Origin of the sequence: Amycolatopsis keratiniphila subsp. keratiniphila, from assembly GCF_001620365.2 — a bacterium.
Taxonomy (GTDB): domain Bacteria; phylum Actinomycetota; class Actinomycetes; order Mycobacteriales; family Pseudonocardiaceae; genus Amycolatopsis; species Amycolatopsis keratiniphila.
The window spans coordinates 339,878-362,046 of record NZ_LQMT02000032.1; the positions used below are offsets into that span (position 1 = coordinate 339,878).

General features: G+C 69.4%; 20 protein-coding genes. 10 read left to right on the forward strand and 10 right to left on the reverse strand.

Going from position 1 to position 22,169, the window contains the following annotated elements; all coding sequences use genetic code 11:
• The first annotated feature begins 49 nt into the window (after window positions 1-49).
• Both AVR91_RS31445 and AVR91_RS31450 read left to right on the forward strand, forming a co-directional pair.
• The gene (locus AVR91_RS31445) at window positions 50-841 is read left to right on the forward strand and encodes a class I SAM-dependent methyltransferase (protein ID WP_063274516.1); all 792 of its coding nucleotides are present in this window, start codon (window positions 50-52) and stop codon (window positions 839-841) included.
• Window positions 838-2,028, forward strand: coding sequence for a hypothetical protein (locus tag AVR91_RS31450; protein ID WP_063274517.1), 1,191 nt, complete (start codon window positions 838-840; stop codon window positions 2,026-2,028). Before AVR91_RS31445 ends, AVR91_RS31450 begins: the two co-directional genes overlap by 4 nt.
• On the opposite strand, the gene AVR91_RS31455 is transcribed toward AVR91_RS31450, so the two are convergent.
• Together AVR91_RS31455 and AVR91_RS31460 are read right to left on the reverse strand one after the other, a co-directional pair.
• Window positions 2,020-2,229 carry a hypothetical protein gene (locus AVR91_RS31455; protein WP_063274518.1) on the reverse strand — a complete coding sequence of 70 codons (210 nt, stop codon included), beginning with the start codon at window positions 2,227-2,229 and terminating at the stop codon, window positions 2,020-2,022. The genes AVR91_RS31450 and AVR91_RS31455 overlap by 9 nt on opposite strands.
• Window positions 2,226-2,810, reverse strand: a complete 585-nt coding sequence (locus tag AVR91_RS31460; protein ID WP_063823146.1) for a hypothetical protein — start codon at window positions 2,808-2,810, stop codon at window positions 2,226-2,228. Before AVR91_RS31460 ends, AVR91_RS31455 begins: the two co-directional genes overlap by 4 nt.
• Window positions 2,811-2,920: 110 nt before the next feature.
• Here AVR91_RS31460 and AVR91_RS31465 point away from each other — a divergent pair, with 110 nt between their 5' ends.
• From AVR91_RS31465 to AVR91_RS31475, 3 genes are all read left to right on the forward strand, one after another.
• Window positions 2,921-4,099 (forward strand): sensor histidine kinase, encoded by a 1,179-nt coding sequence (locus AVR91_RS31465; RefSeq protein WP_063274519.1) that lies wholly within the window; start codon window positions 2,921-2,923, stop codon window positions 4,097-4,099.
• A complete protein-coding gene (locus AVR91_RS31470; RefSeq protein ID WP_063274520.1) occupies window positions 4,096-4,758 on the forward strand; it encodes a response regulator in 663 nt (220 codons plus the stop codon). The genes AVR91_RS31465 and AVR91_RS31470 overlap by 4 nt, the downstream gene beginning before the upstream one ends.
• 155 nt (window positions 4,759-4,913) lie before the next feature.
• Window positions 4,914-6,353 (forward strand): APC family permease, encoded by a 1,440-nt coding sequence (locus AVR91_RS31475; RefSeq protein WP_063274521.1) that lies wholly within the window; start codon window positions 4,914-4,916, stop codon window positions 6,351-6,353.
• Here the strand turns inward: AVR91_RS31475 and AVR91_RS31480 are convergent.
• Genes AVR91_RS31480 through AVR91_RS31490 form a run of 3 tightly spaced genes read right to left on the reverse strand, consistent with a single transcriptional unit; the run spans window position 6,328 to window position 8,253 of the window.
• Window positions 6,328-6,996, reverse strand: coding sequence for a DUF6885 family protein (locus AVR91_RS31480; protein ID WP_063274522.1), 669 nt, complete (start codon window positions 6,994-6,996; stop codon window positions 6,328-6,330). The two genes, AVR91_RS31475 and AVR91_RS31480, sit on opposite strands and share 26 nt — an antisense overlap.
• Window positions 6,996-7,412: a GNAT family N-acetyltransferase gene (locus AVR91_RS31485; RefSeq protein WP_016332939.1), complete on the reverse strand. Its 417-nt coding sequence runs from the start codon at window positions 7,410-7,412 to the stop codon at window positions 6,996-6,998. Before AVR91_RS31485 ends, AVR91_RS31480 begins: the two co-directional genes overlap by 1 nt.
• A 46-nt stretch (window positions 7,413-7,458) precedes the next feature.
• Window positions 7,459-8,253: an EamA family transporter gene (locus AVR91_RS31490; protein ID WP_043848707.1), complete on the reverse strand. Its 795-nt coding sequence runs from the start codon at window positions 8,251-8,253 to the stop codon at window positions 7,459-7,461.
• 339 nt (window positions 8,254-8,592) lie between these two features.
• On the opposite strand from AVR91_RS31490, the gene AVR91_RS43975 reads away from it, so the two are divergent.
• The 3 genes from AVR91_RS43975 to AVR91_RS31505 all read left to right on the forward strand — a co-directional run bounded on the left by AVR91_RS43975 (window position 8,593) and on the right by AVR91_RS31505 (window position 10,328).
• Complete coding sequence (locus AVR91_RS43975) at window positions 8,593-8,772, forward strand: DUF7455 domain-containing protein (RefSeq protein ID WP_016332937.1); 180 nt, start codon at window positions 8,593-8,595, stop codon at window positions 8,770-8,772.
• A gap of 106 nt (window positions 8,773-8,878) precedes the next feature.
• Window positions 8,879-9,742 carry an alpha/beta fold hydrolase gene (locus tag AVR91_RS31500; protein WP_063274523.1) on the forward strand — a complete coding sequence of 288 codons (864 nt, stop codon included), beginning with the start codon at window positions 8,879-8,881 and terminating at the stop codon, window positions 9,740-9,742.
• Window positions 9,723-10,328, forward strand: coding sequence for a TetR/AcrR family transcriptional regulator (locus tag AVR91_RS31505; RefSeq protein ID WP_063274524.1), 606 nt, complete (start codon window positions 9,723-9,725; stop codon window positions 10,326-10,328). The genes AVR91_RS31500 and AVR91_RS31505 overlap by 20 nt, the downstream gene beginning before the upstream one ends.
• Window positions 10,329-10,411: 83 nt before the next feature.
• On the opposite strand, the gene AVR91_RS31510 is transcribed toward AVR91_RS31505, so the two are convergent.
• From AVR91_RS31510 to AVR91_RS31530, 5 genes are all read right to left on the reverse strand, one after another.
• On the reverse strand, window positions 10,412-11,593 hold the full coding sequence (locus AVR91_RS31510; RefSeq protein ID WP_063274525.1) for an ROK family transcriptional regulator: 1,182 nt from the start codon (window positions 11,591-11,593) through the stop codon (window positions 10,412-10,414).
• An 11-nt stretch (window positions 11,594-11,604) separates the two neighbouring features.
• Window positions 11,605-13,065 carry a sugar ABC transporter permease gene (locus tag AVR91_RS31515; RefSeq protein WP_083715635.1) on the reverse strand — a complete coding sequence of 487 codons (1,461 nt, stop codon included), beginning with the start codon at window positions 13,063-13,065 and terminating at the stop codon, window positions 11,605-11,607.
• A 23-nt stretch (window positions 13,066-13,088) separates the two neighbouring features.
• Complete coding sequence (locus tag AVR91_RS31520; RefSeq protein WP_005164482.1) at window positions 13,089-13,862, reverse strand: ATP-binding cassette domain-containing protein; 774 nt, start codon at window positions 13,860-13,862, stop codon at window positions 13,089-13,091.
• 77 nt (window positions 13,863-13,939) lie between these two features.
• Window positions 13,940-15,073 (reverse strand): sugar ABC transporter substrate-binding protein, encoded by a 1,134-nt coding sequence (locus AVR91_RS31525; RefSeq protein WP_063274526.1) that lies wholly within the window; start codon window positions 15,071-15,073, stop codon window positions 13,940-13,942.
• 516 nt (window positions 15,074-15,589) lie between these two features.
• Window positions 15,590-17,344: a DEAD/DEAH box helicase gene (locus AVR91_RS31530; RefSeq protein WP_063274527.1), complete on the reverse strand. Its 1,755-nt coding sequence runs from the start codon at window positions 17,342-17,344 to the stop codon at window positions 15,590-15,592.
• Window positions 17,345-17,608: 264 nt separating this feature from the next.
• Between AVR91_RS31530 and AVR91_RS31535 the strand changes: the two genes are divergently transcribed.
• Entirely contained in the window at window positions 17,609-18,712 is a 1,104-nt protein-coding gene (locus tag AVR91_RS31535; RefSeq protein ID WP_063274528.1) for a YihY/virulence factor BrkB family protein, read from the forward strand.
• Between the two features lie 123 nt (window positions 18,713-18,835).
• Window positions 18,836-21,961, forward strand: coding sequence for an efflux RND transporter permease subunit (locus AVR91_RS31540; protein WP_063274529.1), 3,126 nt, complete (start codon window positions 18,836-18,838; stop codon window positions 21,959-21,961).
• The last annotated feature ends 208 nt before the right edge of the window (window positions 21,962-22,169 follow it).

Below are 22,169 nucleotides of genomic sequence, written 5' to 3' on the forward strand. Positions count from 1 at the left end.
CCCGCGCGGAGCGCCGGAGAACCCGCGAATCCGGGCTATATTCGCGACTGTGCTGACCGAGGGCTACCGCTACCCGGACGCCGGCGACCACGTCACCGGCGTGTTCATCCGACGGCACGAACCCTACGACGGCTACTGGACGGCCAGCGAGGACCGCGCGCTCGGGAAGGTCGCCGGGCGGCTCACCGCGATCCTCGGCCCACGCGACAGCGTGAAAGCACTCGACGCCGGTTGCGGCGAAGGCCGCCTTCTCCCCTGGCTCGCCCGGTTCTCCGCCGACGTCACCGCCGCGGATCCCGACCCGGACAGGCTGGCCAAGGCACGCGAGACCGTCGTCGAGGACACTGGGTTCTCCTTCGCCGTCTCGCCGATCACGGATCTGGACGGCGGCCCGTACGACCTCGTGGTGTGCAGTCACGTCATCCAGCACGTGCCGACCCCGGACGTCGGCCCGATCCTGCGGCGGCTGGCCGGGATCACCGCGCCCGGCGGCGTGCTGGTGCTCGCCTACAGCCGGTCGCCGATCGGGCAGGGCGCGTTCAGTCTCGACAGTGTCGAAGCGGGCGGCGAAGTCCGCTCACGCCGTGTCTCGCGCGAAGAGTTCGACAAGGCGCTCCACGACGGCGGCCCGGCGCTCCCGATCCGTTATCTGGACCCGGCGGAGATCGCCGACGACGCGGCCGAAGCGGGCTGGCGTACCGAGTGGGAGTGGACGTACCACGTCCTCGAAGATCTCGGTCCGGCCGACGAGCACATCGACCGCGACGAACTGGTCAACGCCTCCGGCCCGCTGCGCCGCCACCTCGGCCGGGACCTGATCACCCTGCTGCGCCGCATATGACCGCGGTGCTCCTCACCTTCGCGTGGGCGGTCCCGCTGTCGGAGCGGGAGGCCGGGAAGGTGCTGGACGGCGGACGGGACCGCGGCCTGCTGGCCCACCTCGACGGGAAACTCGGCGACGAGTGGACGGCGGCGGAGAACTTCCTGGCCAGTTACACCACACCGCCGCGAAGACGGGTGCTGCGCAAACGCAGGCTCGCGATCCGCGCCGGCGAGACCAGCCTGCCGTGCGAACTCGTCGTCACCTGGCATCCCGCGTATCACGCGATGACGCTGGTCCTCGCCACCACGATCACCGGCGCGGCGGCGGGCGGGCCCGCCGCCGAGTTCGACCTCGCCATCGCGATCCTGCAAAGCCTTCAGGGCCGGGAGGCGTCGAACGGGGAACGAGGGCTGCACGGCGCTTACGGCGAGAAGACGTTCCCGTCGCTGCTCAAGGCCGTCACCCATGTCTTCGAGGACCTGACCAAGGGCTGCGGCCTCACCGAAGGGCTCGGCCGCAAGGGCTGGTGTGTCGAGCTGCGCTCCCACGACGGGCATCCGCCCGCCCAGCGGGTCGCCTCCGACCCCCGGCCGTTCTACGGGCTGGCGACGAGCGACGAGGGCTGGCGGTTCGTGCCCCGCGAGGTCGCCAGGGACGCGCTCGGCCCGTCGTGGGGCACGCGGTCGTTCGTCGCCGCGTACACGATGGCGGGCGGGATCGTCTGTCTCAACAGCAAGGACGCCGAATACGTCGAGCACCAGGCCGAGCTGACGCGCGGCCCGTTCGGCGACGCCGAGCCGTATTTCGGCATCGACAGCGAGATCGGCGGGCTCGACCACGGGATGCTCTTCATCCTCGAACGGGTGCTGATCCGGATGGCGCTGGCCGACCAGTGGCTGGCGTCGATGAAGAGGACCGGGAGCCGCACCCGGCTGTTGCGCGGCTCGCTCGACGACATCCTCGAAATGCTGCATTCGGTGCTGCCGCCCGAGATCGACTCGCTGGAGCGCCGCCTGGTCACCAGCATGGGCGTGGAGCGGATCATCGCCCAGCTCGACCGCCAGGCCGAGGCGATGGACGAAGAGACCAGGTACGCCTACGAGAACACGGTGAGCGCGCGGGTCACGCGGCTCACCGTGGTGACCGTCGTGCTGACGGTCGTCACCATCGTCCTCGGGGTCCTGCAGGTGCTCGTCTCACTCTGACCGGCGGCGCTGCTTGCGGGCGCGTTCGGCGAACAGCACCCCCACCCCCGCGGCCACCATCAAGGCGCTTGCCACCACGTGCATCCCCGGCGGGAGCAGGTGGAGCTGGACGAACCAGCTCGGGTTGTTGCTCCCCAGCAACCTGTTGATCAGCCCGCCCCCGCCCTGCACCAGCAGGAGGATCCCCAGCAGTTCGATCATCGTCGTACCCCTTCCCCGACCTTGTCCTTGGGTGACAACTCCTGCCACAGCGGCCCGGTGGCGAACCAGATGGCGGTCACGACCCCCAGCCGTGGCAGCCAGCCCCACAACGGGTCGACCTGTGCGGTGCCACCCGCCATGGCGATCAGCAGGAGCAGCACCCCGGCGGCCAGCCCGCAGGCCAGCACGCATTTGAACCAGTCACGCCATTCGGCGCGCAGCTTCTCCCGGCCCCTCGGTTTGGGCGGCGGTGGCGGCCCGCCCGCGAACCGGTGCGCGAACCGCACGTCGGCCCACTTGATCATCGAATGCCCGAACACCACGCTGAAGCCCAGGTACACCGCGGCGAGGCCGTGCACGAAATTCGCCGTGGCCCCGTTGCGCAGATCGACGACGGTCGCGACCAGCACGACGATGTCGATCACCGGGGTCAGGAGCAGCAGCGCGACACCGGTGCGCTTGAGCTTGAGCGGATAGCGGGCCACGAGGCCGGCGAGGATGGCGACCCAGAAACCGATCTCCCCGCCGGCGATCACGGCCGCCATCGGGTTTTCCGCGATGAAGTCCCAGATCTTGTTCACGAGCCGAGTCTGTCCCGGGAGACGGCGGGGCCGCGTCGGCGTAGGGCACGAGATCACCGTCATCAGTTCGTAGGACCCCGTGACGGGTGCCGGTGTGCTGGGATGGAACGGTGCCCACGTTCGTCCCGCGCCTGAACCACCTCGCCGAATGGAAACAGGACCTCGTCATCGCCTTCGGCACCTGGGTCCTCGGCGTGCTGGTCTACCTCAGCGGGATGCACGTGCTGCTCAACGGCAAGGACGACACGCCACTGTGGATCCGGCTGACCGAGCTGACCGTGTTGTGCCTCCTGCAACTACTGCGCCGCAAGGTCCCTTTAGGACTGCTGTGCGGGCTCATCGTCCTCGCCGTGGACATCGTGTTCGGTCCCTCGCTGCCGATCTTCGTCATCTTCACCGACTTCCTCTACGCGACGACGCTGTACGGCTCACGACGGGTCAGCCGGGTGATGATCGGCGTCGTCGCGGTCGGGACGCTCGCGGCGGTCTGCCTGGCGCTCCTCTTCTCCGCGCAGTGGCGTACGGCGATCCTCGTCGCGTTCGCGTTCCTGCCGTTCCTGGTCACCCCGGTGTGGTGGGCGGCCAACGTCCGTCAGCAGCGGGACATCGCCCACAACGAGCGGGCGAACGCGGTCCAACTGGCCACGATCGGCGAACTGGACCGGAAGGCCGCCGTGGCCGGGGAACGGTCGAAGATGGCGCGGGATCTGCACGACGTCATCGCCGGGCATCTCTCGGCGATCGCGATCCAGTCCGAAGCCGCGCTGTCGATGGCCACCGCCGACCCGAAGCTGTCCAGGAAGGTGCTGGAATCGGTGCGGGAGAACAGTGTCAGCGCACTGGAGGAGATGCGCGCGATGATCGGGCTGCTGCGCGCGGACACCGAGATCGAGCCGACCGCGCCCGCCCGGCTGGCCGAACTGTCCAAACTGGTCGAATCGGCGCGGGCGAGCGGGCTGGCGGTCGAGCTCGGCGCGGTGCCGGACCCGTCCGCCGACCTGCCGGCCGCGGTCGACCTGACCGCGTACCGGATCGCGCAGGAGGCGCTGACCAACGCGATGAAACACGCTCCCGGCGGGCGGGCCGTCCTCGACGTCCGGTCGAGCGGCGGCATACTCACCGTCGAGGTGCGCAACGATCTTCAGCCGGGCCGTCCCGGCGACGGCGGGACCGGCCTCGGCCTGCTGAACATGCGGGAACGCGCCGCCGCGGTGGGCGGCACCTTCACCGCCGGGCCGTCCGGCGGTCGCTGGCTGGTCCGCGCCGAACTGCCTCTGGAGGGGTCTTGAGCGACGGGAACATCAGGGTGCTGGTCGCCGACGACCACGGCGCGATCCGGGCCGGGCTGATGATGATCCTCGGCAACGCCGAGGGCATCGAGGTGGTCGGCGAGGCCGCGGACGGCGCCATCGCCGTCCGCCAGGCGAAGGCGCTGAAGCCGGACGTCGTGCTGATGGACGTGCGGATGCCCGGGGTCGACGGCATCGCGGCCACCCGGGAACTGACCGCCGAAGGACTGTGCGAGGTCCTCGTGCTCACCACCTTCGATCTCGACGAATACGTCCACGCCGCGCTGCGGGCGGGCGCGGCCGGGTTCCTGCTGAAGTCGGTGGAGGCGTCACGGCTGATCGAGGCGGTGAAACTGGTCGCGGCGGGCGAAGGAGTGCTCGCGCCGCAGGTCACGCGGAAGCTGATCGCCGCGTTCGCCGCCGGGACCCGTGAACCTGCCGCCGTCCCCGCAGGGCTCGAAGACCTGACCGAACGCGAACGCGAGGTGCTGGCGTGCCTGGGCGGCGGCCTGTCCAACGCGCAGATCGGCACGCGGCTGCACATCGGCGAGACCACGGTGAAGACACACGTCTCCCGGGTGCTGACGAAACTGGGGCTGCGGTCACGCGTGCAGGCGGCGATCCTGGCGCAGGAGAACGGTGTCTTACTGGAGGAGTGAACTCCCACCACGACTGTCGCGCGTGGGCTGAAGGCTCCCTTCACCGCGTCTGATGCGGCGAAAGCTCCCTTCGCCTCCGCCGGGTACCGATCCCACCGATCTGCGAGGTGGACGGCGATCTTCTAGCGTGACCCTTCATGCGGCGAACTCTGGACGTGGACGAGGTCCTGAAACGGCAGGATTCCGGTGAGCTGAAACGCCGCCTGCACGGGCGCGACCTGATCGGGTTCGGGGTCGGCATCATCATCGGCACCGGCATCTTCACCCTCGCCGGGGTCGAGGCGAAGACCCACGCGGGCCCGTCGGTGACGCTGTCGTTCGTGCTCGGCGCCGTCGTGGCCGGGATGGCCGCCCTCTGTTACGCCGAACTCGCCTCCAGCGTGCCGACGGCCGGAAGCGCCTACACCTACGCCTTCGCCACCCTCGGCGAGACCTTCGCCTGGATCATCGGCTGGGACCTGCTGCTCGAATTCGCCCTCGGCGCGGCCGTCGTGTCCCGCGGCTGGTCCGGCTATCTCGCGAATCTGATGGGGCTCTCCCCCGACTGGTTCGGCGAAGACGCGAAGGTCAACATAGGCGCGGTCGTGATCATCGCCGTGCTGACCGTGATCGCCGTCCTCGGCATCAAGGAGTCGGCGCGGGTGACGAATCTGCTCGTGCTGGTCAAGGTCGCGGTGTGCGTGCTGATCCTCGCGGTCGGCGTGTTCTACATCCGCGGCGAGAACCTCACCCCGTTCATCCCGGCCGCGCAGCCGCCGACGGAGACCGCCGGGACACTGCATCAGCCGATCGTGCAAGCCGCGCTCGGGCTCGAACAGTCCGTCTACGGCATCGCCGGGATGGTGACCGCCGCGGCCGTCGTCTTCTTCGCCTACACCGGTTTCGAGGCGCTCGCCAACCTCGGCGAGGAGACCGTGAACCCGAAACGCGATCTGCGGGTCGGCATCCTCGGCGCGCTCGGCGTCTGCGCGCTGCTCTACATCGGCGTCTCGCTGGTGCTGACCGGGATGGTCCCGTTCGCCGAGATCGACGCGGGCGCCCCGCTCGCCGACGCCTTCGACCGGGTCGGCCAGCACTGGGTGGGCGCGCTGATCTCGCTCGGCGCCGTCACCGGGCTGACGTCGGTGATGATGGTGGAGCTGGTGACGATCGGCCGGATCGGCTTCGCGATGGGCCGCGACGGGCTGCTGCCGAAGAAGTTCGGCACGGCGCATCCGCGCTGGGGCACCCCGCACCGGATGACCATCGCCGGCGCGGTGCTGATCGCGGCGCTGGCCGCGTTCGTCCCGATCTCCGAACTCGCCGACATGGTCAGCATCGGCGCCCTCTCGGCGATGATCATCGTCGCGCTGGCCGTCCCGGTGCTGCGCAAACGGCGGCCGGACCTGGAGCGCCCGTTCACCGTGCCGTTCTCGCCGTATCTGCCCATCGTGGCGGCGCTGGCGTGCTTCTACCTGATGCTGAACCTCGACGTGATGACGTGGCTGCGGTTCGCCGCGTGGCTGGGCCTCGGCATGCTGATCTATCTCTTCTACGGGCGCAAACATTCCCGCTTCGCGAAGGACGAGCTCAGCTCCACAGACCGGCCGTCGTGATCGCGGCGACGGCGGCCTCGGTGTCGCCATCGTCCACCACGACCAGCATCCGCTTCAGCGCCGCGGCCATCCATTCCACCGGCTGGTCGTGCAAACCGTTGTCCCCCAACGACGGATAACCGTCCATAATGGACACCAAGGTGCCCTCGGCACCGATCCGCATCCCGGCGGCCAGCACGTGATGCCCGGCGGGCGGACGCCAGCGTGACGACCACAGCGGCGGGATCCCGGTGTCGAGATAGTCGAGCAGTGCTCGCGCCGGGGTGTCGTGCGCGCCGAATTCGCCCGCGTCGACCTCCGCGATCAACGCGACCCTCGGCAGCCGCCACAGCGCCGCCAGGAGCATGAACAACGAATGCGGAGCCCAGTTCCCGGTGGCGGGCACGGCGACGAGCCGCCCGCCCGACAGCGTTTCGATCGCCCGCGCGAGGCCTTCGTACTTGGTGCCCGCCAGCGCCGCGACCTCGTCCTGGCCCGCGACGTCGAAACCCGCCGCGCGGAGGGCGGCCAGCGCGGTGAACGGCCCGGCCAGCCCGTCCCGCTGCGGCAGTTCGGCCCGTGCGACGGCGACGAGGTGCTCGCCCCCTGGCAGCCAGCGGCGATCGGACAGCCCCGTCCGGTCGCCGTCGATTCCGGACGACATCAGTCTTCGAACGTCCACGACTGCATGATGAACGGCCCGTCGTTCGACGCACCGGCCGAGGTGTAGGTCGCCAGCGCGGCCTTGTTGTCCGTTTCGACCCCGACCCACATCCCTCGGCAGCCGCGCTCCCGCGCGATACCGGCCAGCGCGTCGACGAGGTCGCGGCCGATCCCGCGCCGCTGGTAGTCCGGGCTGACGTCGAGTTCGTTGAGGAACATCTCGGTGCCCTTGTCCGGATGCGTCACCTCGGTACCGGTGATCATCCCCGCGGGTTCGCCGTCCTCGTAGGCGATGAGGAGGTGGTTCTCCTCCCCCGCGAGGAACTTCTCGGACGCCTCCCGTTGCGCGGGGCCGTCGAACAGATGCTGAGCGGCGACGACCTCCTCGACGGTGCCCGCCCGCCGGATCTCGGCCACGTGTCCTCCCGGTGCTGAAAGCGCCACAGACCGCTCAGTATCCCGCTCAGAGGGGCGCCGAGTCATCACGTTTCCCCGGAGAGCGCAGCGCCACCCCGGCGACGACGGCCAGCGTGCCGAGTGCCTCGGGCAGGGCCGGGACCTGACGGAGCCAGAGGAAGCCGATCACCCCCGCCGTGACCGGCAGCAACGCGAGCAGCAGCGCGAACCGCGCCTGCCCGGCCTTGCGCAGGACCACTTGGTCGAGCGCGTACGGCACGACGGTCGAGAGCACGCCCACCCCGACACCGAGCAGCAGCAAACGTGGCGAACCCCACACCGCCCCGGTGCCGAGCGCCAGCGGCGACAGCACCACGGTGCCGACCGCGAAGCCGACGGCCAGCCCGTCGATCCCGTTCCCGCCGACCGCGACGCGCTTCCCGAGCAGGATGTACCCGGCCCAGGCGGCTGCCGCGCCAAGGGCGAACAGCACGCCGAGCAGGCTGCCTTCGAGCCGGACGTCCGCGATGGCGACCACCCCGGCCGCCACCAGCAGCAGCGCGAGGACGTCGCGACGGGTCCGCGAGCCGAACGCGGCGACCACCACGGGCCCGGCGAACTCGAGGGCGACCGCGGTGCCCAGCGGCAGCCGCGCGATCGCCTCGTAGAAGAGCACGTTCATCCCGGCGGTCACGACACCGAAGGCGCCCGCGAGCAGGAACGTGCGGCCGGTCCACGCGGAGCGGGGTGGCCTGCGCCACGCGAGGAGGACCACCGCCGCCCCGAGACAGCGGAGCCAGGCCACCCCCGCGGGGGAGGCGACCGAAAAGAGACCTACGGCGACGGCCGCACCGGCGTACATCGAAATTCCGCTGAGAACGAACAAGACCGGCGCAGGCACGCTCGCGACACGGTTCCGGACGACTGCGATTCCCACCCCTGCATGGTGCCTGACATGGGAAAAGAGCCTTCGGCGGGGAGTCTTCTCCCACGTTGCGTGATTACGCTACGGCATCCGAGGTAATTACCAGTGACAAATGAGACACCCGCACGGGAACACTTGCGGGCCGCCAAACGTCTGGAAGAGTGGAAGCACGAACACGGCGGGGCCGGGAACGAACGTTGCCGGCATCAGTGCCGAAGTGGTCGTAGCTGGATCGATGGCACCGGGCCACCGGTGCCGGGACGGAGGGAGACTCCAATGACTTCACCGACGCTCACCCGCCCCGAACTGACCGCTGCCGACCGATGCGACCGGTGTGGAGCTGCAGCCCAGGTTCGAGCCATTCTCAGCACCGGTGGCGAGTTGCTCTTCTGTGGTCACCACGCCCGCGCACACGAGACGAAGCTCAAGGAAATGTCCGCGGACATTCAGCGGTAACCCACCAGTCCACGACCACCGGCGGCCGGCTACTCCCCTCGGGGAGAGAGCCGGCCGCCCTGTTTTTGTCGTTCAAAAACATACAGACAGCATGTATGTTGGTTCCATGACGACCAGCGACCTCCTCGGCGAAGCCCACGTGGTGGATCTCGGCGACGCCCGCATCCGCTATCGCGACCGTGGCGACGGCCCTCCCGTGGTCTTCGTGCACGGCCTGCTGACCAACGGCCTGCTCTGGCGCAAGGTGGCGCCCGCGGTGGCCGACGCCGGCTTCCGCTGCCTGACCCCGGACTGGCCGCTGGGTTCGCACGAGATCCCGGTCCCGAACGCCGAGCTGAGCCCGCCCGGGGTCGCGGCGCTCATCGCGCGGTTCCTCGAAACCCTCGACCTGACCGACGTCACCGTGGTCGCGAACGACACGGGCGGCGCGCTGACGCAACTGCTCATGACCACGAACCCGGAGCGGGTGGGCCGGGTCGTGCTCACCCCGTCGGACTGCTTCGAGCGCTTCCTGCCGCCTTTGTTCGCGGGGCTGAGCCCGCTGGCGCGGATCCCCGGCGGCGTCGGGCTGGTGACCGCGGCGCTGCGCCGGCGGTGGCTCCTGAAGGCGACGGACTTCCTCTGGCTGGCCAAGCACCCGGTCCCGGACCACATCCTCGACGCGTACCTGCTGCCCAGCCGCCGGAGCGCGGAGATCCGCGACGATCTGCGCCGGTTCATGGCGAGCGTCCACAATCGCTACACCCTGACCGCCGCCGAGCGGCTGCCCGCGTTCACCAAGCCCGTGCTGCTGGCCTGGGCGCCCGAAGACCGGCACTTCCCGTTGCGGGTGGGCCGCAAGCTCGCCGGGGTCCTGCCGAACGCCGAACTGAAGACGATCGAGGACTCCTACGCCTTCGTGCCGGAGGACCAGCCGGAGCGGCTGAGCGGCATGATGGTGGAATTCCTGCGTGCCCACGCCACGACGTAGCCAGACCGAACGCTCGCAGTCGACGCAGGCCGCGTTGATCACGGCGGCGCGGACGCTGTTCGCCGAGCAGGGTTACGCCGCCGTGCCCGCCGACGAGATCGTCCGGGCGGCGGGTGTCACCCGCGGCGCGCTGTACCACCACTTCGGTGACAAACAGGGGCTGTTCCGTGCCGTGATCGAGCAGATCGAAACGGAGATCACCGAGGATCTGCAGACCGTCCTGGGCGCCGCGGGCGACCCGTGGACGGGGGCGCTCGGGGTGCTGAGCCGGTTCCTCGACCTGTGCCTGCGGCCCGAGGTGGTGCGGATCGCGCTCACGGACGCCGTCTCCGTCCTCGGCTGGCAGGAATGGCGGGAGCTGGAGAACCGGTACGGGCTGGGCCTGATCACGGAGATCCTGGAGTCCGCCGCGGCGGACGGGCTGCTGATCGACGCGCCGATCCCGGAGCTGGCGCAACTGGTGCTGAGCGCCTGCGCGGAGGCGGCGCTGATGATCGCGCACGCTGAAGACCGCGAAGCCGCGAAGGAGAAGTCCCTGGCCGCGCTGGTGGCCCTGCTGTCCGGCCTCGTGAAGCAGCCGGGCTAGTCCTCCGGTCACCAACGCCATGAACGGTCCGTTCCTTGCAAAATTTGCAAGGAACGGACCGTTCATGGCACGCGAGTGTGGCCTCAGACGGTGTCCAAAATCATCTCGAACGCAGCCTCGGCCGCACCCAGCAGCTTCACGTCCGCCCCGAGCGCCGAGCTCACGATCTGCGTCCCGCCCACGGCCCGGCTGACCAGGCTCCGCCGCCGGACCTCGGCCGCCACCGACTTCACGACCGAATCGGGCAGCACGGTGAGCAGATCGCCCAGCACAACCAGCTGCGGGCCGAGCAGGTTGACCACGTTCACCAGGCCCAGCGTCAGCCATTCCGCGAACTCCGACAGCCGCTCCTCGGCCGCGTGCGGATCCCGGCCCAGCTCGCGCAGCTCGAACAGGATCGCCCCGCGCGGGGTGTCCTCGGGCAGCTCGAGGGCGCGGCACAGCGCCGCCTCGCCGACCTCGGTCTCCCAGCAGCCACTGGACCCGCAGTAGCAGGGACGGCCGCCCGGCCGGATCGCCATGTGCCCGATCTCGCCGACGTAGCCCGCGCCGCCGCGCAGCGACGAGCCGTCCGCGATGATCCCTCCCCCGACACCGACGTCGGCGGAGACGTACACGGCGTCCGACGAGCCCCGCGCGGCGCCGCGCAGGTGTTCGGCGATGGCGCCCAGTTCGGCGTCGTTGCCGACCAGGACGGGAATGCGCAGCACACCGCCGAGCCGTTCCCCGAGCGCCACATCGGTCCAGCGCAGGTTGGGCGCCTCGTGGACGTGCCCGTCGGCCCGGCGGACGACGCCGGGCACGGACACGCCCGCGGCGATCGGCTGGACACCCAGGTCACCCGCCAGGACGGTGGTCGACTCGATCACGTGCGTGATCACCTCGTCGGCCTCCCGCGTCCGGCCGTGCAGGTTCCAGCTGTTTCGCCCGAGGATCTGGCCGCCGAACCCGACGAGCGCGATCGCCACGTGTTCGACCTGGAGATCGACCGCGAGCACCACCGCCGCGTGCGGCTGCGGCAGGACCAGGAGCGAGGGGCGGCCGGCCCCTCGTCCCGGCCTCGGGACCCGCTCCTCGACGACCCCGGCTTCCGCGAGGCCGTCGACGAGGGTCTTGATGGTGCTGCGGTTGAGCCCCAGCTCGGTGGCCAGCGTCGCCCGGGTGCTCGGGCCGCTGACGTGCAGCAACCGGAGCAAGGTCGTGCGGTTGTGCCTGCGCACCTCGTCTGGTCGTGCAACGGGTGTGCTGGTCACGGGCTTCATCATTCCATGCGGACTCAGCGCGGCGACGCAGCCGCGCGGCGACGGGACAACGCGTCCACCGTGGCCGCGAGAAGCAGCACCAGACCGGTGACGATGTTGACCACCGCCGCCGACTGCTTCAGCAGGCCCAGCGCGTTCTCGACGACCGCCAGCACGAGACCACCGATCACCGCGTCGACGACCCGGCCCTTGCCGCCGAACAGCGACGTACCGCCGATGACGGCGGCACCGACCGCGAACAGCAGCGTGTTGAGGCCACCGGCCTGCGGGTCGACCGAACCGACCTTCGACGAGTAGACGATCGCGCCGACCGCCGCCACCGCCGAGCAGATGACGAACACCGAGGCGCGGATCTTCTCGACGTTGATACCGGCGCGGCGGGCCGCCTCGCGGTTGCCGCCGACGGCGTAGATGTGGCGGCCGTACTGGGTGCGGTTGAGCACGTAGGTGCCGAGCACCAGCAGGCCGAGCACGATCGGCACGACGTACGGGACACCCGAGATGACGATGTTCGGGTTCGGCGCGCGGTTCAGCGTGAGCAGGTAGGTCGCGATCGCGGCGACCACGCCGATCGCGCCGACCTTGAACAGCACCATCGGCGTCGGCTGGGTGACCAGGCCGCGCTTGAGCCGCGAGAAGTGCTGGCCCAGTGTCACGGCGGCGAAACCACCGGCGGCGATCAGGAACAGGATCCAGCTGCCCACAGTGGACAGATTGCCGTTGGCGACCTTGAACAGCACGTCGGAGGTGCTGATGCCGAGCGTGCCGCCCTCACCGATGAACTGGAGGATGACACCCTGCCAGGCGAGGAAGAGCGCCAGCGTCACGACGAACGAGGGCATGCCGATCTTCGAGACGAGGAAGCCGGTGAGGACACCGATCGCGCCACCGACGGAGATCGCGAGCAGCATCTCGATCCACGCGTTGGCCGCGGTTCCCGACAGCACGAGCGCGATGGCGAGCACGGCGAACCCGACACCCGCCCAGATCCGCAGGACCACACCGAGCAGCGCGGCGATGGCGAGCACGACGAGGAACGCGATGAACACGCCGTTCCCCATACCGCCCAACAGGTTTCCGTTGCGCACGTAGTGCATCGCCAGCACCGCGGCGGTGACGCCGGACGCGGTACCCGCGGACAGGTCGATCTCGCCGAGCAGCAGCACGAACACGATGCCCATCGCGATGATCGCCTTGCCGGCGCCCTGTGCCATCAGGTTCGCGATGTTGTTCATCGTCAGGAAGGTGTCCGACAGCGAGGCGAACACGATCACCAGCACGAGCAGGCCGAGCAGCGCCGGGAGCGAACCCAGCTGGCCGGCCTTGAGCCGGGAGAAGTAGTCGCCGACGGCTTCGCGCGTCGACATCGATGTCGTGTCGATGCCGAAGTCCGTGATGGCCGCCGACGGGTTGAGCGCGGCGGCCGCCGACTTGCCCCCCTCCGGCGAGGCGGGCTTTGCAGGTGTCTCAGTCATTTCCGGTTCTTTCTCGCCTCTGCTCAGAGGACGGCGGCTTCGGGGCGGGCAAGGCCGAGGTCGCCGGAGCGACCGGCGGTGATCAGTTCCACGACCTGGCCGTGGGTGACGTCCTTGGTGTGCACCTCGGCGACGAGACGGCCGAGGTAGAGCACCGCGATCCGGTCGGCGACCTCGAAGACGTCGGCCATGTTGTGGCTGATCAGCACCACACCGAGGCCCTGTTCGGCGAGGCGGCGGACGAGGTCGAGCACCTGACGGGTCTGCGCGACACCGAGCGCGGCGGTGGGCTCGTCGAGCAGGACGACCTTCGAGTCCCACAGCACGGATTTCGCGATCGCGACGGTCTGCCGCTGCCCGCCCGAGAGGGCGGAAACGGGCGTGCGGACCGATTTCACGGTGCGGACCGAAAGCGAAGCGAGCGTCTCGCGGGCGGCCTTCTCCATGCTGGCCTCGTCGAGCAGCCATTTGCTGCCGCGTTCCCGGCCGAGGAACATGTTCTGCACGATGTCGAGGTTCTCGGCGAGCGCGAGGTCCTGGTAGACGACCTCGATGCCGAGGTCCGCGGCGTCGCGCGGGCCGTGGATGTTCACCTGCTTGCCCTGGAACGTCACCGTTCCCGAGTCGTAGCCGTGGATCCCGGCGATCGACTTGACCAAAGTGGACTTACCGGCACCGTTGTCGCCGACCAGCGCGGTGACCTCGCCGGCGCGCACGTTGAAGTCCACGTCGTGCAGGACGTGGACCGGCCCGAAGCTCTTGTTGAGCTGCTTCAGTTCGAGGATGGGTTCACTCATGGGGTTCTCCCGGCTGGGTACCGGGCCGGTGCGCTCCGTCGGGGGAACGCACCGGCCCGGTCGTCTGGATTAACGGGTCAGGAGATACCGAGCTGCGTGCACGCCGCGGCCAGGTCGCCGCCGCAGATCTCGGCGGCCTTGACGTAGCCCTGCGTCACGACCTCCTTGACGCCGTCCTTGGTGGTCAGCTTCGGCTCGAGGAGCACGGACTTGACCTCGCGGTTGCCCTTCGGGTCCTTCGCCTTGCCGGTGGCCAGCGCGTCGGCGCCCGCCTTGTCGCCCTTGGCCAGCAGGACGGCGAGCTTCGCCGCGGCCTCGGCCTCTTCCTTGATGGGCTTGAAGACGGTCATGTACTGGTCGCCGCGCAGGATGGCCATGAGGCCGTCCGCGGTGGCGTCCTGGCCGGTGACCGGGACCTTGCCGTTGAGGCCGTTCTTCTTCAGCACGGTGATGACCGCGCCGGCGAGACCGTCGTTCGCGGCGACGACGCCGTCGACCTTGCCCTTGTTGTCGGTCAGGATCTGCTCGAAGGTCTGGCCGCCCTTCTGGTTGTCCCAGTTGTCGATGGCCTGCTCGCGCACGAGCTTCAGGTCGCCGCTGGCGAATTTCGGCTGCAGGACGGACTTCTGGCCGTTGGCGAACAGCGTCGCGTTGTTGTCGGTCGGGGCACCCTCGATCATGACGACCTCGGCACCCTTCTTGTCCTTCAGCGCGTCGGCGAGGCCCTGGCCCTGGAGCTGGCCGACCTTCTCGTTGTCGAACGAGACGTAGTAGTCGGAGCTGCCGCCGAGGTTGAGACGGTCGTAGTCGATCGTCGGGATGCCCGCGGCCTGCGCCTTGCGGGCGACCGCCGCGCCGACCTCGCCGTTGATGGCGGCGATGATCAGGACCTTGACGTTCTGCGCGATCATGCCGTCGGCCAGGGTGGTGAACTTCTGGACGTCACCCTGGGCGTTCTGGACGTCGGCGTCGAAGCCCGCGTCCTTGAGCGCCTTGGTCAGGAACGGCTTGTCGAAGGACTCCCAGCGCGCCGAGGTGGCGGTCTCCGGCAGGATGACGCCGACCTTGCCACCGGCGGCGGCACCGCCCGGGGCGGGGGCGGACTGCGAGGAGTTGCCGCTGCCCGAGTCGGCGGTGTTGGCGCCACAAGCGGAAAGCACCAGGCCGGCGCCCACCGTCGCGGCGAGGAGGGTAAGGGTTCTGCTGCGCATCCTCGTTCCTTCCGGATCTTGCTCGCGGGCGGCGATCCTCGAGGACCGGTCGCACCATCGCGCATATGTTGTGGGCGACAACATATGCCGCCGAACGGGTTTCGCGGAAGACGGCTGAATCGATTAAGCCTCATCAAATGGACACGGTTTGGCAACGTGGCCGTAGCAAGGCGTATGAAGTCTAGGTGCGCTGACGGTGTGACCGCCACCACTCACTCAGCGTGACGTTCAGGGCGATCCCAGCCCGTTGACCGGGGATTCCGGTGGAGATCATCGGCAGGCGAGGGACGACATGGCTGAGGAGGAAGCGAGATCACCCTGAGTGAGGGCCTCGTCTTTGCTTACCCACCGGTGTGGGTCGAGTCTGAGAGGTTCGGGGCGTCGTACGTCCTGGCTCTCCACACAGGGAGTCGTTGATGAAGGATTTGGGACACTGAACGTCCCAAATCCTTCATCGACAACGCTCGCCCCGGTCTGGAACCCACCCCAGTCCACCTGAAGGCGCACACGGGGCGGTCACCAGGAACGCAGGGTGACGATCCGCTCTTCCAGCTGCTCCACCGAAGCCATCGCGGTCGGCGGCCCGCCGCACACCCGGCGCAGTTCGTTGTGGATCGCGCCGTGCGGCTTCTTCGTGCGGTGGTGGTGCACGCCCACCAGCGCGTTCAGCTCCTTGCGCAGGCTGCCGAGCCGCTCGCTGACCGACTGCGGCCGCGCGACCGGCGCCGCCTCCTCGGCCTTGGGCTTGCGCCGCTTCTCGTCGGAGAGCTGCTCCTCCTGCCGCTTCCGCAGCAGGGCGCGGACCTGGTCCGGTTCGAGCAGCCCCGGCAGGCCGAGGTACTCCTGCTCCTCGTCGGAACCGGAGAACACCGCGGTGCCGAACGAGTTGCCGTCGTAGATCACCTGGTCGAGTTCCGCGGAGGCGCCCAGCGAGGTGAACGCCTTCTCCTCCTCGCCCGGCTCGTCCTCGGTGCGGTTGGCCTGGGCCAGGAGCTCGTCGTCCCAGCCCTCCTTCTCGCGGTGCGGCTTGCCGAGGACGTGATCGCGCTGCGCCTCCAGCTCGCTGGCCAGTTCCAGCAGCACCGGCACGCTCGGCAGGAAGACCGAAGCCGTCTCGCCGGGTTTGCGCGAACGCACGTACCGGCCGATGGCCTGCGCGAAGAACAGCGGGGTCGACGCGCTCGTGGCGTACACACCGACCGCCAGGCGCGGGACGTCGACGCCTTCGGACACCATCCGGACCGCGACCAGCCAGCGGTCGGTCGAATCGGAGAACTCCTTGATCCGGCCCGACGCCTTGGGGTCGTCGGAGAGGACGACCGTCGGGTTCTGGCCGGAGATGCGCTGCAGGATCTTGGCATACGCGCGCGCGGAGTCCTGGTCGGTGGCGATCACCAGACCACCCGCGTCCGGGATGCCGTTGGCGCGAAGCTGCGCGAGACGCGTGTCCGCGGCCTGCAGCACCGAAGGGATCCACTCGCCCGCCGGGTCGAGCGCCGTGCGCCAGGCCCGCGCGTTCTGCTCGGCGGTCAGCGGCTCGCCGAGCCGCGCGGTGAACTCCTCCCCCGCGCTCGTGCGCCAGGAGGCCTCACCGGAGTAGGCGAGGAAGACGACCGGCCGGACCACGCCGTCGGCGAGCGCGTCGGCGTAGCCGTAGGCATGGTCGGCCTTGCTGCGCTGGAAACCCGAACCGTCGGCCTCGTAGGTGACGAACGGGATCGGCGAGTCGTCGCTGCGGAACGGCGTCCCGGTGAGCGCCAGACGGCGGACGGCGGGGGTGAACGCCTCGCGGATCGCGTCGCCCCACGATTTCGCGTCGCCGCCGTGGTGGATCTCGTCGAGGATGACCAGCGTCTTGCGGTTCTCGGTGCGCACACGGTGCAGTGACGGATGCGCGGCGACCTGCGCGTAGGTGAGCGCGACACCTTGGTAGTCACGCGAGGTGACGCCGGTGCCGTTGCGGAAGTTCGAGTCGATCGCGATACCGGCGGCCGCGGCCGAGGCGGCCCACTGGTGCTTGAGGTGCTCGGTCGGCGCGACGATGGTGATCCGCTCGACGGTCCGGTCGCTCAGCAGCTCGGCGGCGATCCGGAGACCGAACACCGTCTTGCCCGCGCCCGGCGTCGCCACGGCCAGGAAGTCCTGCGGTTTCTTCGTGAGGTACTTCGTCAGCGCTCGCCGCTGCCAGGCACGCAGCGGGCGGGCCGTGCTGTCCTTCGCCGCGGGAGGCGCGCCCAGCTCGCCTCGATCGCGTTCAACGGTTTCCGACATGCAGGTCCCCCTCCTCCCTCATCCGAAACGCCTGGTCATCCACCCTGACACAAGCGAAAACCCCCACTTGGGTATCCGGCCGCGACGCCGGCGCCTGAGGTGAGGGCACTCCGAGGAGCCTACCTCGCAGCCCCGTGGAACGCCGGAAGCGCCACCCCCGTTGTCGGTTTACTCACCCGAAAACCCAGGGGTGGCGAGCCGAATGGCGCGGCATGGACCATGCTGGACACCGTCAAGGGCGCTCGGCGCCGGCGGAGGAGCTGCATGAGCGAGGAGAACGGCCGTCCCGACACGGCCGCCGAGGTCGCGAAGGGCCGCAGGGGGCCGTTGCGCCTGCTCAGCCGCACGCTCAGCAAGGCGTGGGACGGCAACATCTTCTCCGAGGCCGCCGAAGCCGCGTTCTGGCAGACGCTGTCCCTGCCCCCGCTGCTGCTCGGTCTCCTCGGTTGCCTCGGCTTCGTCGGCGACTGGTTCGGCCAGGAGGTCGTGACCGCCGTCCACGACCGGATCATCACCTTCAGCAAGACGATCTTCAGCGACAACGCCGTCCACGACATCATCGAGCCGACGGTCAACAGCATCCTCACCGTCGGCAAGGGCGAGATCGTCTCCGTCGGCTTCCTGATCTCCCTGTGGGCCGGTTCGTCGGCGATGTCGTCGTTCGTCGACGCGATCACCGTGGCGCACGACCAGTACGGCGTCCGCAACGACGTCTGGCAGCGGATCTTCGCGCTGCTGCTGTACCTGGCCGGGCTGGTCATCCTGGTGGTCGGGCTGCCGCTGCTGGCGATCGGGCCGGACCTGCTCCCCCAGTTCTTCCCCACCGACTGGCGCGACACGGTGTCGTACTGGGTCGGCACGCTGTACTACCCGGTGCTGGCCGTGATGATCGTGCTGGCGCTGACGACGCTGTACAAACTGGCCCTGCCGCGCCGTCTGCCGTGGCACCGCGGGCTGCCGGGCGCGATGCTCGCCATGGTCGTGTTCCTGCTCTCCAGTATCGGGCTGCGGATCTACCTCAACTGGATCACCAAGACCGGCTACACCTACGGCGCGCTCGCCGCGCCGATCGCGTTCCTGTTGCTGATGTTCTTCATCGGGCTCGCGGTGGTCGGCGGCGCGTACTTCAACAGCGCGATCCAGGAACTGTGGCCCGCCAAGGCGACGAAACGCCAGCGCCGGAAATGGCGGCGGCTGGAAATGGAACGCGCCAGCGAACGGATCCGTGCCGAAGAGGGTCGCAAACTGTGGGAACGGACGACCGTCCCGCTCCGGCGTCCCCGCCAGGACGACGAGACCGAATCAGAACAATCGGTGAACGAAGAGACGCAGAGCGAAGCCGATCAGGTGACCGAACGGCGAAGTTGAGCAGGACCTCATCCCGAAGTCGTACTCCGATTCCACCCGTGGTGTGAATCCAGTCCACCCCCGGCCGTGAAAAGCTCGCGGTAATCCGCACGTTCCCGAGCTGTCTTCCTGGGGGATCCCGTCATGTCCACGCTGGCCAGACTGAGCCTGCGCAACCGAAGTCTGATCGGGCTGCTCGCCCTGGTGGTGATCGGCTTCGGTGCCTTCGCCCTGCCGCAGCTGAAGCAGCAACTGTTCCCGTCACTGCAGTTCCCGCAGGCGCAGGTCATCACGCCGTATGCGGGCGCGTCGCCGGACGCGGTCGACCGTCAGGTCACCGAGCCGCTCGAAGGCGGCTTGCAGGGTTTGAAGGGGCTCGAAGAGCTGAGCTCGACCTCGTCGGAGGGGCTGTCGCGGATCACCGCGCAGTTCGAGTTCGGCACGGACATCGACGCGGCCGTCGGGCAGATCCAGCGCGTCATCGACGGGCTCAAGGCCCGCCTGCCGCAGAACAGCGAGCCGACGGTGTCCGCGGGGTCCACCGACGATCTCCCGGTCGTGCTGCTCGCCGCCGGCACCACCGGTGACCCGCAGGCGCTCGCGCCCGCGCTGACCGGGGAGGTCGCGCCGGAACTGCGCAAGATCGACGGCGTCCGCGAGGTCGAGGTGACCGGTGCGCGGCAGCCGCGGGTCACCATCGCGCTCGACTACGCGAAGCTGGCGGCCGCGGGGGTCGACCCGTCGTCGATCGCCACCACGCTGCAGACCGCCGGTGCCGCCGTCCCGGCCGGGACACTGACCGAGGGCGACAAGACGCTCACCGTCCAGGTCGGCGGCGGACCGACCACAGTGGACACGATCAAGAACCTGTACCTGACACCGGATTCCCGTCCCGGGGCGCCGGCGGGCAAACCGGTGAAGCTCGGCGATGTCGCGGACGTCCAGGCGGGCTTCGCGCCGCCGACGTCGATCACGCGCACCAACGGCAAGCCGAGCCTCGGGCTCTCGATCACCATGGTGGAGAACGGGAACGCGGTCGCGATCTCGGAGGCGGTGCGGGACAAGCTGCCCGAGCTGTCGAAGAAGATCGGCGCCGAGATGAGCGTCGTGTTCGACCAGGGCACCCCGGTCAAGGACGCGATCAGCGGCCTGACCACCGAAGGCCTGCTGGGGCTGGCGTTCGCGGTCGTGGTGATCCTGCTGTTCCTGATGTCGGTGCGCTCGACGCTGGTGACGGCGGTGTCGATCCCGCTTTCGGTGGTCGTGGCGCTGCTGGCGTTGTGGACGGGTGATCTTTCGCTGAACCTGCTCACCCTCGGCGCGCTCACCATCGCCATCGGGCGGGTGGTCGACGACTCGATCGTGGTGCTGGAGAACATCAAACGACATCTGGCCTACGGCGAGGAGAAGCAGCGCGCGGTGCTCGACGGCGTGCGCGAGGTCGCGGGCGCGGTGACGTCGTCCACCCTCACCACGGTCGCGGTGTTCCTGCCGATCGCCTTCGTGGGCGGGTTCGTCGGTGAGTTGTTCTCGCCGTTCGCGATCACGGTCACCGTGGCGCTGCTGGCGTCGTTGCTGGTCTCGCTGACGATCGTGCCGGTGCTGGCGTACTGGTTCCTCAAGCCGCCCAAGGCCCCGGCGGACGAACGCGAGGCCGAACTCACGCGCCAGGCCGCCGAGGACAAGGAACGCCGCGGGCTGCTGCAGCGCGGGTATGTGCCGGTGATCCGGTTCGCCACCCGGCGCCGCGTCACCGTCGTGCTGCTGGCGCTGATCATCTTCGGCGGCACGGTGGGGCTGGCCTCGCAGCTGAACACCAACTTCCTCGACCAGTCCGGCTCGACGACGCTGAGCCTTTCGCAGAAGCTGCCGCCCGGCACCAGCTCCGAGGCCAAGGAGAAGGCGGCGGGCGCGGTGGAGCAGGCGCTCGCCGCCGAACCGGCCGTCGAGACCTACCAGGTCAGCATCGGCGGGGGCAACTTCTTCGGCGGCGGGACGGCGACCAGCATCCAGGTCACCGTCGCCAAGGACACCGACCTCGACGCGCTGTCGGATCGCTTGCGGGGCAAGCTGGACAGGCCGGAACTCGGCGAGGTGAAGATCGGCGCGGAAGCGAGCGGGTTCAACTCCGACCAGATCTCGATCACCGTCACCGCGCCGGACGAAGCGGCGCTGAAACCCGCCGCCGAGCAGGTCCGCCAAGCGTTGTCCGGCATCCCGGACCTCACCGAGGTGACCAGTGACCTCGCGCAGGGCTCGCCGCGCGTGCAGGTCGAGGTCGACGCCGCCAAGGCCGCCGCGAGCGGGCTTTCGGCGACCACGATCGGCCAGATCGCGAACCAGGCCATCGCCGGCCGCACGGTGACCCAGCTGCCGGTCGACGGTCAGCGCACGGACATCGTGCTGCGCGCGGGCACGGCCCCGGTGTCGGTCGACGCGGTCAAGGCACTGCCGATCCCGAGCGCGACCGGCGTCGTGCGGCTGGACTCCGTCGCCACCGTGTCCACAGTGGACGGCCCGGCCGCGGTGCACCGCACCTCGGGCGAGCTGAGCACCACGGTCACCGCCAAGAACACCGGTGCGGACCTGGCGGCCACCACGAAGGCCATCCAGTCCAAACTGGACGGACTGACCTTCACCAGCGGCGCGGCGTACAAGCTCGGCGGTGTCAGCGAAGATCAGCAGGAGGCGTTCGGGAACCTGTTCCTCGCGCTGCTGGCCGCGGTCGCCATCGTGTACCTGATCATGGTGGCGACGTTCCGCAGCCTGATCCAGCCGCTGATCCTGCTGGTGTCGATCCCGTTCGCGGCGACCGGCGCGATCGGGCTGCTGCTGGCCACCGGCACCGCGCTGGGCCTGCCCGCGCTGATCGGGATGCTGATGCTCGTCGGCATCGTGGTGACCAACGCGATCGTGCTGATCGACCTGATCAACCAGTACCGGGCTTCGGGGATGAGCGTCGCCGACGCCGTCGTCGAAGGCGGCAGGCGACGGCTGCGGCCGATCCTGATGACCGCGGCGGCGACCATCTTCGCGCTGATCCCGATGGCGCTCGGGCTGACCGGGCAGGGCGGGTTCATCGGGCAGCCGCTGGCGATCGTGGTGATCGGCGGGCTGGTCAGCTCGACCCTGCTGACGCTGATCCTGGTGCCGACGCTGTACACGATGGTCGAGACGCGGAAGGAGAAGCGCCGCGCGAAGAAGGCGGCCCGCCGGTCCCCGTCGGAAGCGCCGTCGTCGGAGACGCTGACGCCGGAGCCGAGCGCGTAGACCTGGGGCCGGGGGGGAGGAAGGCACGCCGGGGCCGGGTGGGCGCCCGGCGTGCCTTCCGCATTCAGCCGACCAACTGCATGGTGCGCCGTCAGGACCAAGTACGTGAAGGCCCCCTTCACGTACTTGTCGGTGCGAAATCGGCGTCTCTACGGCGGAGGCACTTCCTCGGGGAGCCGGCCACGTTGCCGCAACCCGTAACTCGCGT

Coding starts and splice junctions, on each gene's coding strand:
- AVR91_RS31540 (WP_063274529.1), top strand. CDS start 18,836: ATGTCCACGCTGGCCAGACTGAGCCTGCGCAACCGAAGTCTGATCGGG.
- AVR91_RS31500 (WP_063274523.1), top strand. CDS start 8,879: ATGACGACCAGCGACCTCCTCGGCGAAGCCCACGTGGTGGATCTCGGC.
- AVR91_RS31510 (WP_063274525.1), bottom strand. CDS start 11,593: ATGATGAAGCCCGTGACCAGCACACCCGTTGCACGACCAGACGAGGTG.
- AVR91_RS31515 (WP_083715635.1), bottom strand. CDS start 13,065: ATGACTGAGACACCTGCAAAGCCCGCCTCGCCGGAGGGGGGCAAGTCG.
- AVR91_RS43975 (WP_016332937.1), top strand. CDS start 8,593: ATGACTTCACCGACGCTCACCCGCCCCGAACTGACCGCTGCCGACCGA.
- AVR91_RS31520 (WP_005164482.1), bottom strand. CDS start 13,862: ATGAGTGAACCCATCCTCGAACTGAAGCAGCTCAACAAGAGCTTCGGG.
- AVR91_RS31490 (WP_043848707.1), bottom strand. CDS start 8,253: ATGTACGCCGGTGCGGCCGTCGCCGTAGGTCTCTTTTCGGTCGCCTCC.
- AVR91_RS31525 (WP_063274526.1), bottom strand. CDS start 15,073: ATGCGCAGCAGAACCCTTACCCTCCTCGCCGCGACGGTGGGCGCCGGC.
- AVR91_RS31480 (WP_063274522.1), bottom strand. CDS start 6,996: ATGTCGTCCGGAATCGACGGCGACCGGACGGGGCTGTCCGATCGCCGC.
- AVR91_RS31535 (WP_063274528.1), top strand. CDS start 17,609: ATGAGCGAGGAGAACGGCCGTCCCGACACGGCCGCCGAGGTCGCGAAG.
- AVR91_RS31455 (WP_063274518.1), bottom strand. CDS start 2,229: ATGATCGAACTGCTGGGGATCCTCCTGCTGGTGCAGGGCGGGGGCGGG.
- AVR91_RS31530 (WP_063274527.1), bottom strand. CDS start 17,344: ATGTCGGAAACCGTTGAACGCGATCGAGGCGAGCTGGGCGCGCCTCCC.
- AVR91_RS31450 (WP_063274517.1), top strand. CDS start 838: ATGACCGCGGTGCTCCTCACCTTCGCGTGGGCGGTCCCGCTGTCGGAG.